13 protein-coding genes are annotated in these 15,699 nt (G+C 69.9%); all 13 read left to right on the top strand.

The window, feature by feature from the left end:
* Positions 1-65: 65 nt before the first annotated feature.
* Entirely contained in the window at positions 66-1,226 is a 1,161-nt protein-coding gene (locus EBL85_RS09595; RefSeq protein WP_123142793.1) for a PilT/PilU family type 4a pilus ATPase, read from the top strand.
* 222 nt (positions 1,227-1,448) lie between these two features.
* Positions 1,449-2,504 carry a PilT/PilU family type 4a pilus ATPase gene (locus EBL85_RS09590; RefSeq protein ID WP_123139328.1) on the top strand — a complete coding sequence of 352 codons (1,056 nt, stop codon included), beginning with the start codon at positions 1,449-1,451 and terminating at the stop codon, positions 2,502-2,504.
* Between the two features lie 130 nt (positions 2,505-2,634).
* Complete coding sequence (locus EBL85_RS09585; RefSeq protein WP_123139044.1) at positions 2,635-4,311, top strand: hydantoinase/oxoprolinase family protein; 1,677 nt, start codon at positions 2,635-2,637, stop codon at positions 4,309-4,311.
* Complete coding sequence (locus EBL85_RS09580; RefSeq protein WP_123142792.1) at positions 4,305-5,618, top strand: histone deacetylase; 1,314 nt, start codon at positions 4,305-4,307, stop codon at positions 5,616-5,618. The genes EBL85_RS09585 and EBL85_RS09580 overlap by 7 nt, the downstream gene beginning before the upstream one ends.
* Before the next feature lie 235 nt (positions 5,619-5,853).
* Positions 5,854-6,123, top strand: a complete 270-nt coding sequence (locus EBL85_RS09575; protein ID WP_005224898.1) for a transcriptional regulator — start codon at positions 5,854-5,856, stop codon at positions 6,121-6,123.
* A complete protein-coding gene (gene hyfB, locus EBL85_RS09570) occupies positions 6,120-8,132 on the top strand; it encodes a hydrogenase 4 subunit B (protein ID WP_123142791.1) in 2,013 nt (670 codons plus the stop codon). The genes EBL85_RS09575 and hyfB overlap by 4 nt, the downstream gene beginning before the upstream one ends.
* A 78-nt stretch (positions 8,133-8,210) precedes the next feature.
* Positions 8,211-9,176 carry a respiratory chain complex I subunit 1 family protein gene (locus EBL85_RS09565; RefSeq protein ID WP_123139041.1) on the top strand — a complete coding sequence of 322 codons (966 nt, stop codon included), beginning with the start codon at positions 8,211-8,213 and terminating at the stop codon, positions 9,174-9,176.
* The gene (locus EBL85_RS09560; RefSeq protein WP_123139040.1) at positions 9,173-9,859 is read left to right on the top strand and encodes a formate hydrogenlyase; all 687 of its coding nucleotides are present in this window, start codon (positions 9,173-9,175) and stop codon (positions 9,857-9,859) included. The genes EBL85_RS09565 and EBL85_RS09560 overlap by 4 nt, the downstream gene beginning before the upstream one ends.
* Positions 9,856-11,328, top strand: coding sequence for a hydrogenase 4 subunit F (locus EBL85_RS09555; RefSeq protein ID WP_123139039.1), 1,473 nt, complete (start codon positions 9,856-9,858; stop codon positions 11,326-11,328). Before EBL85_RS09560 ends, EBL85_RS09555 begins: the two co-directional genes overlap by 4 nt.
* Positions 11,325-12,914 carry an NADH-quinone oxidoreductase subunit C gene (locus tag EBL85_RS09550; RefSeq protein ID WP_123142790.1) on the top strand — a complete coding sequence of 530 codons (1,590 nt, stop codon included), beginning with the start codon at positions 11,325-11,327 and terminating at the stop codon, positions 12,912-12,914. Before EBL85_RS09555 ends, EBL85_RS09550 begins: the two co-directional genes overlap by 4 nt.
* Positions 12,915-12,945: 31 nt before the next feature.
* Positions 12,946-13,464 (top strand): NADH-quinone oxidoreductase subunit B family protein, encoded by a 519-nt coding sequence (locus EBL85_RS09545; RefSeq protein WP_062272728.1) that lies wholly within the window; start codon positions 12,946-12,948, stop codon positions 13,462-13,464.
* A 56-nt stretch (positions 13,465-13,520) separates the two neighbouring features.
* Positions 13,521-14,288 carry a polysaccharide deacetylase family protein gene (locus EBL85_RS09540; RefSeq protein ID WP_123139037.1) on the top strand — a complete coding sequence of 256 codons (768 nt, stop codon included), beginning with the start codon at positions 13,521-13,523 and terminating at the stop codon, positions 14,286-14,288.
* Positions 14,289-14,394: 106 nt separating this feature from the next.
* A partial coding sequence (locus EBL85_RS09535; protein WP_148040529.1) for an HDOD domain-containing protein occupies positions 14,395-15,699 on the top strand: 1,305 nt, incomplete at its 3' end.

The following is a 15,699-nucleotide window of genomic DNA, read 5'->3' as shown; positions in this document are numbered from 1 at the left end:
GGCAGGGTCTTGTCGGTGCCGGCGAGGTGATACACTCGATGGCTGAGAACCAACGAGGTATCGCCATGGATCGCCAACAGGCCGCGCGTTTCATGCTCGACTGTCTGCGCAAGATGGTCGCCAAGAAGGGCTCCGATCTCTTCATCACCGCCGGCTTCCCTCCCGCTTGCAAGATCGACGGCCGTCTTACCCCGATCGGCGATCAGCCGCTGAGCGCGGCGCAGACCAACATCCTCGTGCGCTCGATCATGAACGATCGGCAGATCCGCGATTACGACATGCACAAGGAGTGCAACTTCGCGATCCATCCCCAGGACATCGGCCGTTTCCGCGTCAACGCCTTCGTCCAGCAGGGCAAGGGCGGCGCGGTGCTGCGCACCATCAACGCCCGCATCCCCTCCGCCGACGAGCTCAAGCTGCCGCCGGTGCTGCTCGACATCGTCATGGCCAAGCGCGGCATGGTGCTGCTGGTCGGCGGTACCGGTTCGGGCAAGTCGACCTCGCTGGCGGCGATGGTCGGACACCGCAACCAGGAAACCTATGGCCACATCGTCACCATCGAGGACCCGGTCGAGTACGTCCATCCCCACGGTAACTGTCTGATCACCCAGCGCGAGGTCGGAGTCGATACCGAGAGCTGGGAGGCGGCGCTGGTCAACACCCTGCGCCAGGCCCCGGACGTCATCCTCATCGGCGAGATCCGCAATCGCGAGACCATGGAGCACGCGATCAACTTCGCCGAGACCGGCCATCTCTGTCTCTCGACGCTGCACGCCAACAGCGCCAACCAGGCGCTCGATCGCATCATCAACCTCTTCCCCGAGGAGCGCCGCGCCCAGCTGCTGATGGATCTCTCGCTCAACCTCAAGGCGGTGATCTCGCAGCGTCTGCTGCCCTGCACCGACGGTGGTCGCATCCCCGCCGTCGAGGTGCTGATCAACTCGCCGCTGATCCAGGACCTGATCTTCAAGGGCGACGTCAGCGGTATCAAGGAGGTGATGAAGCGCTCGCGCGAGCAGGGCATGCAGACCTTCGATATGTCGCTGTTCGACCTCTACGAGGCGCGCAAGATCAGCTACGAGGACGCGCTGCGCAACGCCGACTCGATGAACGAGCTGCGGCTGATGATCAAGCTCCAGGGACAGGAGGCGCGCGAGAAGGATCATTTCGAGCCGGCCGACGGGCTGTCCATCCTCGGCGACGACGATGAGCCGCCCTTTCGTTAGGTGACGGGCTGCCGCTGTCCGGCGAGCGCGGTGCTAGAGGATTGAAACGGCTGGCCGCATCGCGCGCCGCCCGCTGCGGAGGCGCAAGCGCGTCGAGCAAAAGCCATTGACGCGGAACAAAGATAAATGCATAAGGATATAAGAATTCCTTTATAAGTTAACCTTGCAGTTTCTCCGTCTTCACCCGCGCGTCCGCGCCGACCCCCGGAGCCCGACATGGCGATGGATATCACCCCCTATCTCGAGATGATGATCCGGCACAACGCCTCCGATCTCTTCCTCACCCCGGGTATGCCGGTGAAGATCAAGATCGAGGGCGTCATCCGCCCGATCGGCGAGACCATGCTCACCCCGACGGTGTGTCGCGAGGCCCTTGCCTCGTTGCTCGATCCGGCCAAGGCGCGCGAGTTCGAGGAGGAGCTGGAGGTCGACTTCGCCGTCGCGCTCGACAATCGCGCCCGCTTCCGCGTCAACGCCTATCACCAGCGCGGCTACCCCTCGATGGTGCTGCGCTATATCCGCACCACGGTCCCCACCTGCGACGAGCTCGGTCTGCCGGCGGTGTTGCCCAAGCTGATCATGCACCGGCGCGGCATCATCCTCATGGTCGGCGCCACCGGCTCGGGCAAGTCGACCACCCTCGCGGCGATGCTCGATCACCGCAACAGCACTGCCCCGGGCCATATCATCACCATCGAGGACCCGATCGAGTTCGTCCATCCGCACAAGCAGTGCATCGTCAGCCAGCGTGAACTCGGGCTCGACACCAAGAGCTATGCCAAGGCGCTCAAGAGCGCGCTGCGCGAGGCCCCCGATGTGGTGCTGATCGGCGAGATCCGCACCCGCGAGACCATGGAGGCGGCGCTCGAACTGGCCGGTACCGGCCATCTGGCCGTCGCCACGCTGCACGCCAACAACGCCTATCAAGCGATGGAGCGCATCATCAACCTGTTCCCCCAGGCGCAGCACAAGACGCTGTTCACCGACCTCTCGGTCTATCTGCGCGCGATCATCTCGCAGCGCCTGGTACGCACCCAGGCCGGGTCGCGCTGCGCCGCGATCGAGGTCATGGTCAACACCCCGCACATTGCCGACCTGATCCGCGACGGTCAGGTCGAGGCCCTCGGTCAGGCGATGCAGCAGAGCGGCGAGGAGGGCATCCGCACCTTCGACGACGCCCTGCTCGCGCTCTATCGCGACGGCACCATCTCGCTGCAGGAAGCACTCGACAACGCCGATTCCGCCGCCAACCTGGAGGCGAGGATCCACTTCGGCTGATCTGGATGGACCCGCGCGCGACCACAGCGGTGGCCGGACGCTCCGGCACCCGAACGACCAACCGGCGGCCCAGGGGTCGCCCGCTATCCCGCCCTGGGCACACGGACCGGGGTCTCTCGCGGAGGAATGGATGATCATCGGACTGGACGTCGGCGGCACGCACGCCGACATCGTCTTGCTCGGCCCCGAGGGGGTGCGCGCGCGCGCCAAGGTCGACACCGACCCCGACGACCTGGGCGCGACCCTGCTCGAGGCCCTCGACCGGGTGCTGCACGCCACCGAGCCGACGGCGGTGCGCCGGGTGGTGCTGAGCACCACGCTGACCACCAACGCGGTGGTCGGCGCCGGTCTCTCCCCGGTGGGGATGCTGGTGTGCGCCGGTCCCGGGGTCGATCCCGCGCTCTATCGCACCGGCGAGCATTACGCGGTGGTGCCGGGCGCGATCGATCATCGCGGTCGCGAGATCAGCCCGCTTGATCTCGACGCCGTCGATCTCTGCGCCGAGCGCTTTGCCGCCGCCGGCATCCGCTATGTCGGCGTGGTGGGCAAGTTCTCCACCCGCAACCCGGCCCACGAGCTGGGCATCGCCGAGCGTATCGCCGAGCGCTTCGAGCGGGTGTTCACCGGCCACCGCGTCTCCGGGCAGCTCAACTTCCCCCGGCGCATCGCCACCACCCATCTCGCCGCCTCGGTCTATCCGCTGCACCGCAACTTCTACGAGGCGATCGCCGAGGCGCTGCGCACCCGCGGGGTGAGCGCCCCGGTGCACCTGCTCAAGGCCGATGGCGGCACCCTGTCGCTGGCCGCCTCGCTCGACTCCCCCGCCGAGACCGTGCTCTCGGGGCCGGCGGCGAGCGTGATGGGGGCCATCCCGGTGGCCTCGCCCGAGGAGGACGTGGTGGTGCTCGACATCGGCGGCACCACCACCGAGATCGCCCTGCTCAGCGGCGGTTCGCCGCTGCTCGAACCGCTCGGCATCACCATCGGCGCCACCCGCACCCTGATCCGCGCCCTGCTCAGCCGCTCGATCGGCGTCGGCGGCGACAGCGAGGTGCGCTGTGTCGAGGGCAAGATCACCATCGGTCCACGCCGACTCGGCGCACCGCTGGCGCGCGGCGGACCGGCGCTCACCCCCACCGACGCGCTGATCGCCCTCGGCGAGAGCGAGCGCGGCGACCCGCAGGTGGCCGCCGCCGGGGTGGCCGAGCTCGCCGCCGAACTCGGCTGCGAGCCGGCGATGGCCGCGCGCGCGGTGATCGATCACGCCTGTCGACGGATCATGGCCGCGGTCGATGGCCTGGTCGATCAGGTCAACGGCAGCCATGTCGACACCATCCACGAGCTGCTCGACGGGCATCGCATCCGCCCGGCGCGCATCCTGGTGCTCGGCGGGCCGGCCGAGTCGCTGGCCCCGCACCTGGCGCGGCGCAGCCAGCTGCCGGTCGAGCTGGTGCCCGATTCGGGGGTGGCCAACGCGATCGGTGCGGCGATGGCGCGCCCGACCGATGCCCTGAGCCTGATCGCCGACACCGAGCAGGGCTGGGTGAGCTGCTCCGGGAGCGACCGGCAGTGGCGCTGCGATCGGAGTTATCGGCGCGAGCAGGCGCTGGAGCAGGCCCGGGCATTGCTCTTCGAGCGTCTCGGTCCCGAGGCCGGGACCCCGGAGCTGGAGGTGGTCGAGGACCTCGAGTTCAACATCGTGCGCGGCTTCTCCACCGTCGGGCGCAACATCCGTCTGACCCTCCAGGTCAAGCCCGGGCTGCTCGAGCCCTTCACCCCGGAACACGCCAAGGTCGCCGTATGCTGAGTGCCAGACACGAGACCGGGCTGGTCCTCTTTCCCGCCTTCGACTGGGCGATCGAGGCCACCCACCCCGAACGCGAGGAGCGCCTGCTCTACACCCGCGACCAGATCTGCGAGGAGGGCCTGCTCGATCTCGAGGGGGTGCGCGAATACCGCCCCGAGCCGGTCTCCGTGGCCGACGTGCAGCGGGTCCACTTCTGCCCGTCCGGGGTCGAGACGGTGGCCGGCGAGTCGCACCGCATCGCCGCCGGTGGCGCGCTGCGTCTCGCCCGCGCCTGGCACGCCGGCGACATCGAGCGCGGCTTCGCGCTGGTGCGCCCGCCGGGTCATCACGCCCAGCGGGTGATGCACGGCGGGCGCGGCTTCTGCGCGATCAACAACGAGGCGATCATGATCGAGGCGCTGCGCCAGCAGCACGACATCCGCCGCGTCGCCATCATCGACACCGACTGCCATCACGGTGACGGCACCCAGGACATCTACTGGCACGATCCCGACGTGCTCTTCATCTCCATCCATCAGGACGGTCGCACCCTCTATCCCGGCACCGGCTTCATGGACGAGCAGGGCGGGCCCAACGCGGTCGGCGCCACCGTCAACATCCCGCTGCCGCCGCGCACCTCCGACGCCGGTTATCTGGAGATCGTGCGCGACACCGTGCTGCCGATCCTCGAGGACTTCGAGCCCGAGCTGGTGATCAACTCCGCCGGTCAGGACAACCACTTCGCCGACCCGCTCACCGACATGGACTTCAGCGCCCGTGGCTATGCCGAGCTGACCCGGCTGCTCGCCCCGGACCTGGCGGTGCTCGAGGGCGGCTACTCGATCGAAAGCGCGCTGCCCTATATCAACATGGGCATCCTGCTGGCGATGACCGGGCTGGAGAGCGATCATGTCGTCGAGCCCTACCGCCGCCCCTCGGGCGGGGTGCAGCCCGAGGAGATCACCGAGGCGGTGCGCCGCATCGGCACCCGCACCCGCGCCGTCTGGGCCAAGCGCGAGCAGCGTCAGGCACAGCTCCACGCGGTCAGCGACGAGTGTGCCCATCGCACCCGCGAGATCTACTACGACACCATCGACGCCTTCGAGCATCAGCACGAGGCGGTGCGGCTGTGTCGGCACTGCGGCGGCGCGCTGCGTATCGCCACCCGCATCGGCGACGGTCCGCAGACGCTCGCCGTCCATGTCCCGCTCTATGCCTGCGACGACTGCCGTCGCGCCGCGCTGCGCTGGTTCGAGCTGGCGCCCGACGAGGGCTTCGCCGCCGCCTTCCTCCAGGACCGTCCCGCCGATCGTTATCTGATCCGCTGATCGCGATCTTCCCCCGCCTCGCCCGCCGCTGCCGTTCGTCGGCGGTGCACGAGGCGCCTCTCCCCGTTCGACTCCAGGCGCCGGCGTCTCTGCGCCGTCGTGACGGGCGCTCGTCTGTCTGATCGTCAGCGTCCAGTGTGATATCTGGACGGTGATTTATCATGTTCAACGTTTGCATAAACATGGTTCAGAGTACTAAGCTAATGTTCAAATACTAATTAGTGATGTCTGAGACATGATTACAGCCGCGCAACTTCGTGCCGCCCGCGCCCTGCTGGGCCTCGATCAACGCCGACTGGCCGAGGCGGCGGCCCTGTCGCTGCCGACCATCCAGCGTATGGAGGCCAGCGACGGCCAGGTGCGCGGCAATGTCGAATCCCTGGTCAAGGTGGTCGAGGCGCTCGATCGGGCCGGTATCGAGCTGATCGGCGAAGGTGCGGTCAGCGCCGGTGGCGGACGCGGGGTGCGGCTGAAGGTCATGCCGCCGGACGACGATCGTCCATGAACATGCATCCCGCCCTGTCACTGGCCCTGCTGGCGCTGACCCTGGCGCTGGCCTCGGCGCTGGTCGCGCTGCCGGCCGCACGTTGGCCGCGGGCGCTGCGTTGGGCCTCGCTGCCGCTGCTCGGGCTCTCCGGGGTGGCGGCGAGCAGCGCCGGGCTGTGGGCGCTGGTCGAGGGGCTCGACCTCGGTCTCGTCCTGCCGCTGGGGCTGCCCTGGCTGCCCTGGCACCTCCAACTCGACGCCCTCGCCGGCTTCTTCCTCGCGCTGATCGGTATCCTCGTCACCGCCGCCGGCATCTACGGCCCGGCCTATGTGCGCGGGCTGGAGAACGGACGCGAGTCGCTCGCCGCGCTCGGCGGCTTCAGCGGGCTGTTCGTCGCCGGCATGCTGCTGGTGGTGCTCGCCGCCGACGCCTTCGTGTTCATGGTGGCCTGGGAGCTGATGTCGCTGGCCTCCTATTTCCTCGTCGCCTTCCACCACGACAACCCGGCCAACCGTCGCGCCGCCTTCCTCTATCTGCTGATGGCCCATGTCGGCGGGCTGGCGATCCTGCTCGGCTTCGGCGTGCTCGCCGCCTTCGCCGGCGGTTTCGAGTTCACCCTGCTGCGCGAGGCGGCGCTGTCGACGTCCTGGGCGAGCCTGTGCTTCGCCCTGGTGCTGCTCGGCTTCGGCATGAAGGCGGGGCTGGTGCCGCTGCACGCCTGGCTGCCCGAGGCGCACCCGGTGGCGCCCTCGCACATCTCGGCGCTGATGTCCGGGGCGATGCTCAAGGTCGCCGTCTACGGCTTCGTGCGCGTGGTCTTCGACCTGATCGGTCAGTTCCACTGGCAGTGGGGCGTGGTGATGCTGGCCGTCGGCAGCCTCTCGGCGCTCACCGGGGTGCTGTTCGCGATGATGCAGAGCGACCTCAAGCGGCTGCTCGCCTACTCCTCGGTGGAGAACCTCGGCATCATCTTCATCGCCCTCGGTCTGGCGGTGCTGTTCATGGCCACCGGCCATCCGACGCTCGCCGCGCTGGCCTTCGTCGCCGCGCTCTATCACGCCATCAACCACGCGCTGTTCAAGGGGCTGCTGTTTCTCGGCGCCGGGGCGGTGCTGCACAGCACCCACGAGCGCGACCTCGAGCAGATGGGCGGGCTGCTGCGGCGCATGCCCTGGACCGGGCTGTTCTTCCTCATCGGTTGTGTCGCGATCTCGGCGCTGCCGCCGCTCAACGGCTTCGTCTCCGAATGGCTGACCTTCCAGGCCGCGCTTCAGGCCTGGCAGCTCGACAGCGGCGTGCTGCGCAGCCTGATCCCGATCGTCTCGGCGGTACTCGCGCTCACCGGCGCGCTGGTGGCGGCGACCTTCGTCAAGGTCTATGGCGTCGCCTTCCTCGGCCAGGCGCGCTCGCGTCACGTCCGGCGGGCGCGGGTGGTGCCGCTGGGGATGCGCTGGGGACAGGGGCTGCTGGCGCTCTTCTGCGTGCTGCTCGGGGTGCTGCCGACCCAGGTGATCGCGCTGCTCGACCCGGTCGCCGTGGCCGTCGTCGGCACCGGGCTGCCGCAGGCCGCTGCCGGCGGCTGGCTGTGGCTGACCCCGGTCTCGGCCGAGACCGCGAGCTACAGCGCGCCGCTGTCGATCCTGCTGCTGGCGCTGATCGCCGGTGCGGCGATCCTCTGGGCGCGGCGCGGGCGGGTACGACGGGTGCGCCGCTGCGACCCCTGGGACTGCGGTCTGACCCCGCCGACGCCGCGGATGCAGTACAGCGCCGCGGCCTTCGCCCAGCCGATCCGCCGGGTGTTCGCGCTCGCCTTCGCGATCGACGAGCGCAAGCCCGCGGCCACCGATACCCGGCCGCGCTATCGCCTGCGCATCGCCGACCGTGCCTGGTCGCTGCTCTATGTGCCGCTGGCCCAGGCGGTGGAGTCGGCCGCGCGTCGGGTGGTGCTGCTGCAGTCGGGGAACGTGCGGGTCTATCTGGGCTGGACCCTGGCGACGCTGCTGGTGCTGCTGTGGATCATCTCGTGATCGCGGCGCGCGCCCTGCTCAACCCGGTGGCGTCGCGCCCAGTCGCGGCGCGCCCACTGCCGTGCGGGACCCTGTGCGATGGATGAACCTGTGATGCTCTCGGCCTGGGGGATGGCGCTGTTGCAGGCGCTGCTCTACCCCGCGCTGGCGCCCCTGCTGATCGGCTGGGTGCGCAAGGTCAAGGCGCGGCTGAACAACCGCCGCGGCGCCTCGGTGCTGCAACCCTATCGCGACCTGCGCAAGCTGCTGGCGAAGGAGACGCGGGTGGCGCACACCGCCTCGCCGCTGTTTCGTCTGGCGCCCTACGTGGTGTTCGTCGCCACCTGGCTGGCCGCGGCCACGGTGCCGCTGGTGGCGCGCGACCTGCCGACGGCGCAGATCGCCGACATCATCGTGCTGGTCGGCCTGCTCGGTCTGGCGCGCTTCTTCCTCGCGCTGGCGGGGATGGACGTCGGCACCGCCTTCGGCGGCATGGGCGCCTCGCGCGAGATGATGGTCTCGAGCCTCGCCGAGCCGGCGATGCTGGTCGCGGTCTTCACCCTGGCGATGAGCGCCCACAGCACCAGCCTGTCGAGCGTGATCGGCTATCACCTGGCCGACGGCTTCGTGGTCCGCCCGTCCTATCTCTTCGCCTTCGGCGCCCTGGTGCTGGTGGCGCTCGCCGAGAGCGGACGCATCCCGGTCGACAACCCCACCACCCATCTCGAACTGACGATGATCCACGAGGGCATGCTGCTCGAGTACACCGGTCGCCACCTGGCGCTGATGGAGTTGGCGGCGTATCTCAAGCTGATGCTCTACGGGGTGCTGATCGCCAACGTCTTCGTGCCCTGGGGGATCGGTCAGGCGTTCGCCCCGGCGGCGCTGGCGCTCGGCCTGGGGGCGATCCTGCTCAAGCTCGCGGTGCTCGGCGCGGCGCTCGCCGTCGGCGAGACGGTGGTGGCCAAGATGCGGCTGTTCCGCGCCCCGGCCTTCCTCAACCTCGCCCTGCTGCTGGCCCTGCTCGGGCTGCTCAGTCACGTCATCCTGGAGGTGGGCGCATGAGTCTCACGCAACTGCCGCTGCTCGAACAGTTCGTGCTGCTGCAGGCGGCGCTGGTGCTCTTCCTGTCCTTCGGGCTGCTGTCGCAGACCCGACTGCTCGCCGCCATCCACGCCTTCGCCTGGCAGGGCGCGCTGATCGCCGCGGTGACCCTCACCGTGGCGATCGCCGGCCACGCCCACCACCTCTATTTCTCGGCGCTGCTCACCCTGGCGCTGAAGGCGATGCTGATCCCCTGGATGCTGCACCGGCTGGTGCGCCGTCTCGCCCTGGAGCGCCACACCGAGACCCTCAGCCACCCGGCGCTGGTGAGCATGGCGGCGGTGGCGCTGGTGATCTTCAGCTACTGGGTGGTGGTGCCGATCGTTGCCGAGGAGCTGACCTTCACCCGCAACATCGTCGCGGTGAGCCTGGCGGTGGTGCTGATCGGGCTGCTGATGCTGGTGGCGCGCCAGCAGGCGGTGGCCCAGGTGCTCGGCTTCATGTCGATGGAGAACGGGCTGTTCCTGGCCGCGGTCTCCGCCACCGCCGGCATGCCGCTGGTGGTCGAGCTGGGCGTGGCCTTCGACGTGCTGGTGGCGATGGTGCTGTTCGGGGTGTTCTTCTTCCAGATCCGCGACAGCATCGACTCGCTCGACGTCGACCGCCTCAACCGCCTCACCGAGACCGAGGAGGAGACGCCATGAGCGCGCTGATCCTGATCCTGCTGCTGCCGCTGGCCGGGGCGCTGGCGCTCGCCTTCGTCAGCTCGGTGCGCTGGGCCGGCTGGATCAACCTCGGCGTCGCCGCGCTCACCCTGGCCGCCGCGTTGTGGCTCGGCTGGACGGTCGCCGAGCACGAGGTGGTCGCCGGGCTGCACTTCAGGGTCGATGCCTTCAACGTCTATCTGGTGGTGCTCACCGCCTTCGTCGGTCTGACCACGGCGATCTTCTCGCGCCCCTACATGCGTCACGTCTGCGCCAACGCCCGTATCAGTCCGCCCGGGGTGCGCATCTATCACAGCATGTACCAGACCTTCATGCTGACCATGCTGGTGGCGCTCACCACCGACAACCTCGGCGTGCTCTGGGTGGCGGTCGAGGGCGCGACCCTGGCCACGGTGCTGCTGGTCTCGCTCTATCGCACCCCGGAGGCGGTCGAGGCGGCGTGGAAGTACTTCATCCTCTGCGGCGTCGGCATCGCCCTGGCGCTGTTCGGCACCGTGCTGACCTACTTCGCCGCCCAGCAGGTGCTCGCCGACCCCACCGAGGGGCTGACCTGGAGCGTGCTCTACGCCGACGCCGCGGCGCTCGACCCCACGGTGATGCGCATCGCCTTCGTCTTCCTGCTGGTCGGCTACGGCACCAAGGTCGGGCTGGTGCCGATGCACCAGTGGCTGCCCGATGCCCACTCCGAGGGGCCGACGCCGATGTCGGCGGTGCTCTCCGGGCTGCTGCTCAACGTCGCCCTCTATGCCGTGGTGCGGCTGAAGATGCTGGTCGACGGCTCGCTGGCGGCGACTGATACCCCGCACCTGGCCGGTGCGCTGCTGATGGGCTTCGGGCTGATCTCCTTCCTCGTCGCCGGGCTGTTTCTGCACCGCCAGCGCGACATCAAGCGGATGTTCAGCTACTCCTCGATCGAGCACATGGGGCTGATGACCTTCGCCTTCGGGCTCGGCGGGCCGCTGGCCACCTTCGGCGCGCTGCTGCACATGCTGGTGCACTCGCTGACCAAGTCGGCGATCTTCATCACCGTGGGGCACGCCGCGCACATCGCCGGCACCCAGTCGATCGACCGCATCCGCGGGCTGATCCGTACCCAGCCGGCGGTCGGCTGGTCGCTGTTGCTGGGGGTGGTGGCGATCGCCGGCTTCCCGCCGTTCGGGGTCTTCGCCAGCGAGTTCCTGCTGCTCACCGCCACCATCCAGACCCAGCCCTGGTTGAGCGTGGCGCTGCTCGGCGGGCTGGCGGTGGCCTGCGCCGGGCTGTTTCGCCATGTCCACCCGATGGTCTACGGCACGCCGCCCGAGGGTCAGCAGCCGGTCGAGGCCAACATGCTGCCGGTGATGATCCATCTCGGGCTGGTGCTGTGGCTGGGGCTGGCGATCCCGGCGCTGCTCGCCGGCTGGCTCGACCGGGCGACCGGACTGATCGCGGGGAGTCATCTGCTATGAACGTCACCGATCCGCTCGCCGACCTGCAGGGGCTGCTCACCGCCCCGGGTATCGGCGCCACTGCATGCGCCGGCGTCGCCGGGGTCGAGTCCTGTCTGGCGCTGCCGGCGGCGCACTGGGGCCTGCTCGCCGAGCTCGCCGCCGACGCCGGGCTGCGTCACGCCGGGCTCTGGGCCGATGCGCTCGATGACGAGCGGCTGCGCGTGCAGGCGCTGTTCGCCGCCGCCGACGGCTATCTGCTGGCGCAGACCGAGGTGACGGGCGCGCCGCCCGAGCTGGCCTCCCACACCCCGCTCTTCCCCGGTGTCGACCGTCTCGAACGCCATGCCCAGGACCTCCTCGGGGTGCGCTTCCTCGGTCATCCGCGCGGTGCGGTGCGCTGGACCCGTCACCAGGCCTGGCCGGAGACGGCCCACCCGCTGCGTCCCGGCTTCCCGCTCGCCGGCGACCATCCCGGTCGCACCCCCGCCGATGGCGACTACCCGATCGTGCGGCTGCAGGGCAACGGCGTCTGCGAGGTGCCGGTGGGGCCGGTGCACGCCGGGGTGATCGCCCCCGGACACTTCCGTTTCCAGGTGATGGGCGAGGACGTGCTGCGGCTCGAGGAGCGTCTCGGCTATGTCCACAAGGGCATCGAGAAACACGCCGTCGGCCGTGATGCCGCGGGGCTGGTGCGACTCGCCGCGCGGGTCGCCGCCGACAGCACCGTGGCCCATGCCTGGGCGGCCTGTCAGGCACTCGAGCGCGCCTGCGACACCGAGGTGCCGGCGCGCGCGCTCTATCTGCGCGCGCTGCTCGCCGAGCGCGAGCGGGTGGCCAACCATCTCGGCGACATCGGCGGGATCTGCAACGACGTCGGTTTCGGCTTCGGCCAGAGCCAGTGCGCGCTGCTGCGCGAGCGCTGGCAGCGCGACAACGCCAGCCATTTCGGCCATCGTCTGCTGATGGACACCCTGGTCCCCGGCGGCGTGGTGCGCGATCTCGACCCCGCCGCGCCGGAGCGTCTGATCCAGGCCCATGGCGAACTCAGACGGGTGCTGCGGCGGCTGTTCGACATCCTCGACGATCATCCGCCGCTCAACGACCGGCTGCTCACCACCGGCATCCTCGCGCAGGGCACGGCGCGCGCGCTCGGCTGCACCGGCTATGTCGCCAAGGCCAGCGGGATCGACCACGACCTGCGCCATCACGTCCCCTACGCACCCTACGACCGGCTGCGGCTGGAGACGGCGGTGGTCGAGCACGAGGGCGACGTGGCGGCGCGGATGCGGGTGCGGATGCGCGAGATCCACGCCAGCCTGGGGCTGATCGAGCAGCTGCTCGCCGCGCTCCCCGAGGGCGCGATCGCGGCGCCGCTGACGCCGCGCCCCGAGGCCAGCGGGCTGGGGCTGGTCGAGGGCTGGCGCGGCGAGTCGGTCGCGCTGGTGCGGCTCGATGTCGCCGGGCGGGTGGCGCGCTACTTCCCGCGCGACCCGAGCTGGTTCAACTGGCCGGCGCTCGAACACCTGATCCTCGGCAACATCGTCCCCGACTTCCCGGTGTGCAACAAGTCGGTCAACGGCTCCTACTCCGGGGTGGACCTGTAGCGCCCGCCCCAGCATCGACAGGCACTGAACCATGTTCCGCATCCTCAACCAGATCGTTCGCACCGGGCTGCGCACCGAGCCGGTCGCGCGTCCCGACGCCGCCGGCCTCGAACGTCTCGGCATCGAGCTGCGCCGCCGGGTCGACGCGCGGTTCGGCCACAGCCTCGCGATCCGTCAGGTCGATGCCGGTTCCTGCGGTGGTTGCGAGATCGAGATCCACGCCCTCGCCAACGCCTACTACGACCTCGAACGCTTCGGCATCCGCTTCTGCGCCTCGCCGCGTCATGCCGACGCGCTGCTGGTCACCGGGCCGGTGTCGCGTCACATGGAACAGGCGCTGCGTCGCACCTGGCGCGCCATGCCCGCGCCCAAGTTCGTCATCGCCGCCGGCGACTGCGCCTGCGACGGCGGCGAGTTCGGCGAGAGCTATGCCAGCTGCGGCGCGGTCGAGCGGGTGATCCCGGTCGACGTGCGCATCCCCGGCTGCCCGCCCACCCCGCTGCAGCTGGTCGAGGGGTTGCTGGCGGCGCTGGCGCAGGATCGCGACTGATCGCGATCGCCGGCGACGGTATCCTTGGCACTCATCCCCATCGCACGAGTGTCACCATGAGCGAGCCCCGTCTCTCGATCCTGATGTATCACCAGGTCGGCGATTTCGCGCCGATGCGCGCACATCGCGCCAACTACTGCGATCGCCGTCGCTTCAGCGCGCAGATGGCGTTGCTCGCGCGTCTCGGCTATCGGGTGATCGGGCTCGACGAGGCGCTCGCCGGGCTGCGCGGCGAGCGCGCGCTGGCGCCGCGCTCGGTGGTACTGACCTTCGACGACGGTTATCGCAACTTCGTCGACCACGCCCTGCCGGTGCTCGCGCGTCACGGCTTCCCGGCCACCGTCTATGTCATCAGCGACTGGGTCGGGCGGCGCGCCGAGTGGTTCGCCAAGGACCCAGGCCGCCCGGTCCCCGAGCTGATGGACGCCGCCGCGCTGCGCGAGATCCATGCCGCTGGCATCACCATCGGCTCGCACACCGCCAATCACGTCAAGCTCGGCGAGTGCCCGCCTGCGCGTCAGGCCGAGGAGCTGGGCGCCAGTCGTGCACGGCTCGAGGACCTGCTCGGCGCCCCGGTGCAGCATCTCTGCTATCCCTTCGGCAGCTTCGATCACCACACCCCGGGGCTTGCCGCCGCCGCCGGCTATCGCTCGGCGACGACCTGTCTGCGCGGTGCCGCGACCCGCGCCGATCATCCGCTGGCGCTGCCGCGCAAGGCGATCTCCTTCGGCGACGACCTGCTCGGTTTCTGGTGGAAGGTCGCGGTCAAGCACGCCCCCAAGCCCGATCTGGTGAGCTGGCGGGCGCGATTGGCGGGTGAATGAGCGGGTGAAATTCATTACACTTTTCGCGTGAATCATGCGCTGCGGGCACACCATGGAGCGATGACCTGGAGCGATCCCCCGACGATCGATCTGCGGTGTTCGTTCTATGGCCACAGCAAGCATGGATATCGATCCGAGCGCGCTCGACGCGCTGCCCTCGCCACCCCAGGTGCTGCTCGAACTGCTCGATGCCTTCGTCGACGAGGCCGTCGAGTTCGAGACCCTGGCGCGGATCTGCGCGCGCGACCCGTCGCTGACCACGCGGATGCTGGCGATCGCCAACTCCGCCGCCTTCCGCCGTCGTGCGCCCACCTTCACCTCGCTCGAACGGGTGCTGGTCACCCTCGGGCTCGACACCATCAAGACCATCGCCCTGACCACCGCGCTGGTCCAGGCCTTGGCCCCCGAGCGCGCGCTGTCCGCCGCGACGCTCGCCGCCTTCTGGCGTCATGCCCTGGTCACCGCCGCGCTCGCCCGCGCCCTGGCCCATACCCTCTCCATCGACGTGCCCGAGCGGCTCTATCTTGCCGGTCTGCTGCACGACATCGGTCGTCTGGTGATCGCCACCCAGCGCGGTGAGTGGCCGCCCGAAGGCGCGGGCGAGGGTGATGCCGCGCGTCTGCTCGCGTGCGAGCGCGAACGGCTCGGTGTCGATCACTGCGCCGTGGGTGGCGCGTTGCTCGGCGCCTGGCGGTTGCCGGCGCCGCTGGTGATGGCCGCGCGCCATCATCACGCCCCGCTCGCGGCGCTCGCCGACGCGCCGCCGGCGCTGCGTCTGGTGCATCTGGCCAACGCACTCGACAGTCCGCACTGGCGCGAGTCCGAGGCCCTGGCGCTGGCCGATGCGCTGTTCGGCCTGACCCCGGCGCTGGCGCAACGGCTGCATCGCGAGGCCGTGCAACAGGTCGAGCCGCTGTGCGCGGCGCTGGGGTTCGAGACCGGCGCCGCGCCGGGCGCGCCGTTGACGCGTGCGCTGTGCGATCGCGCGCTGGTCGACGGGCTCGACGGCCAGCTCGCCCGCGCCGAGGACGAGGACGTGCTGCTCGCGACCATCGCGCGCTGCGTGGTGGTGCTGTTCGGCATCGACCGGGCGCGCTTCCTGGTGGCTGAGGACGGGCGCTTGCGCGGTCGCGATCCGCTGATGGCCGATCCCGGGTTCGCGGCGATCGACTGTGCCGCCGACGGTGAGCACCTGCCCGCTCGCGCACTCGCCGGCGAGCCCTGCTCGACGCTGCTCGCGGACGACGGGCCCGGGGTGCTCGAACACCAGCTCGCCGCCGGCGCCGAGGCGCTCTATTGTCTGCCGCTGCGCGCCGCCGGCGAGCCCGGCGCGGTGCTGGTGCTGGCGCCGAGCGCGGCGCAGCTCGCCCGGCTGCGCGCGCGCGAGCGGCTGCTGCGGACCTTCGGCGAG

Source organism: Marichromatium sp. AB32 (assembly GCF_003718675.1).
GTDB lineage: Bacteria > Pseudomonadota > Gammaproteobacteria > Chromatiales > Chromatiaceae > Marichromatium > Marichromatium gracile.
Note: the sequence above shows the minus strand (reverse complement) of the source record. Positions and strands in the feature narration are given on the sequence as shown.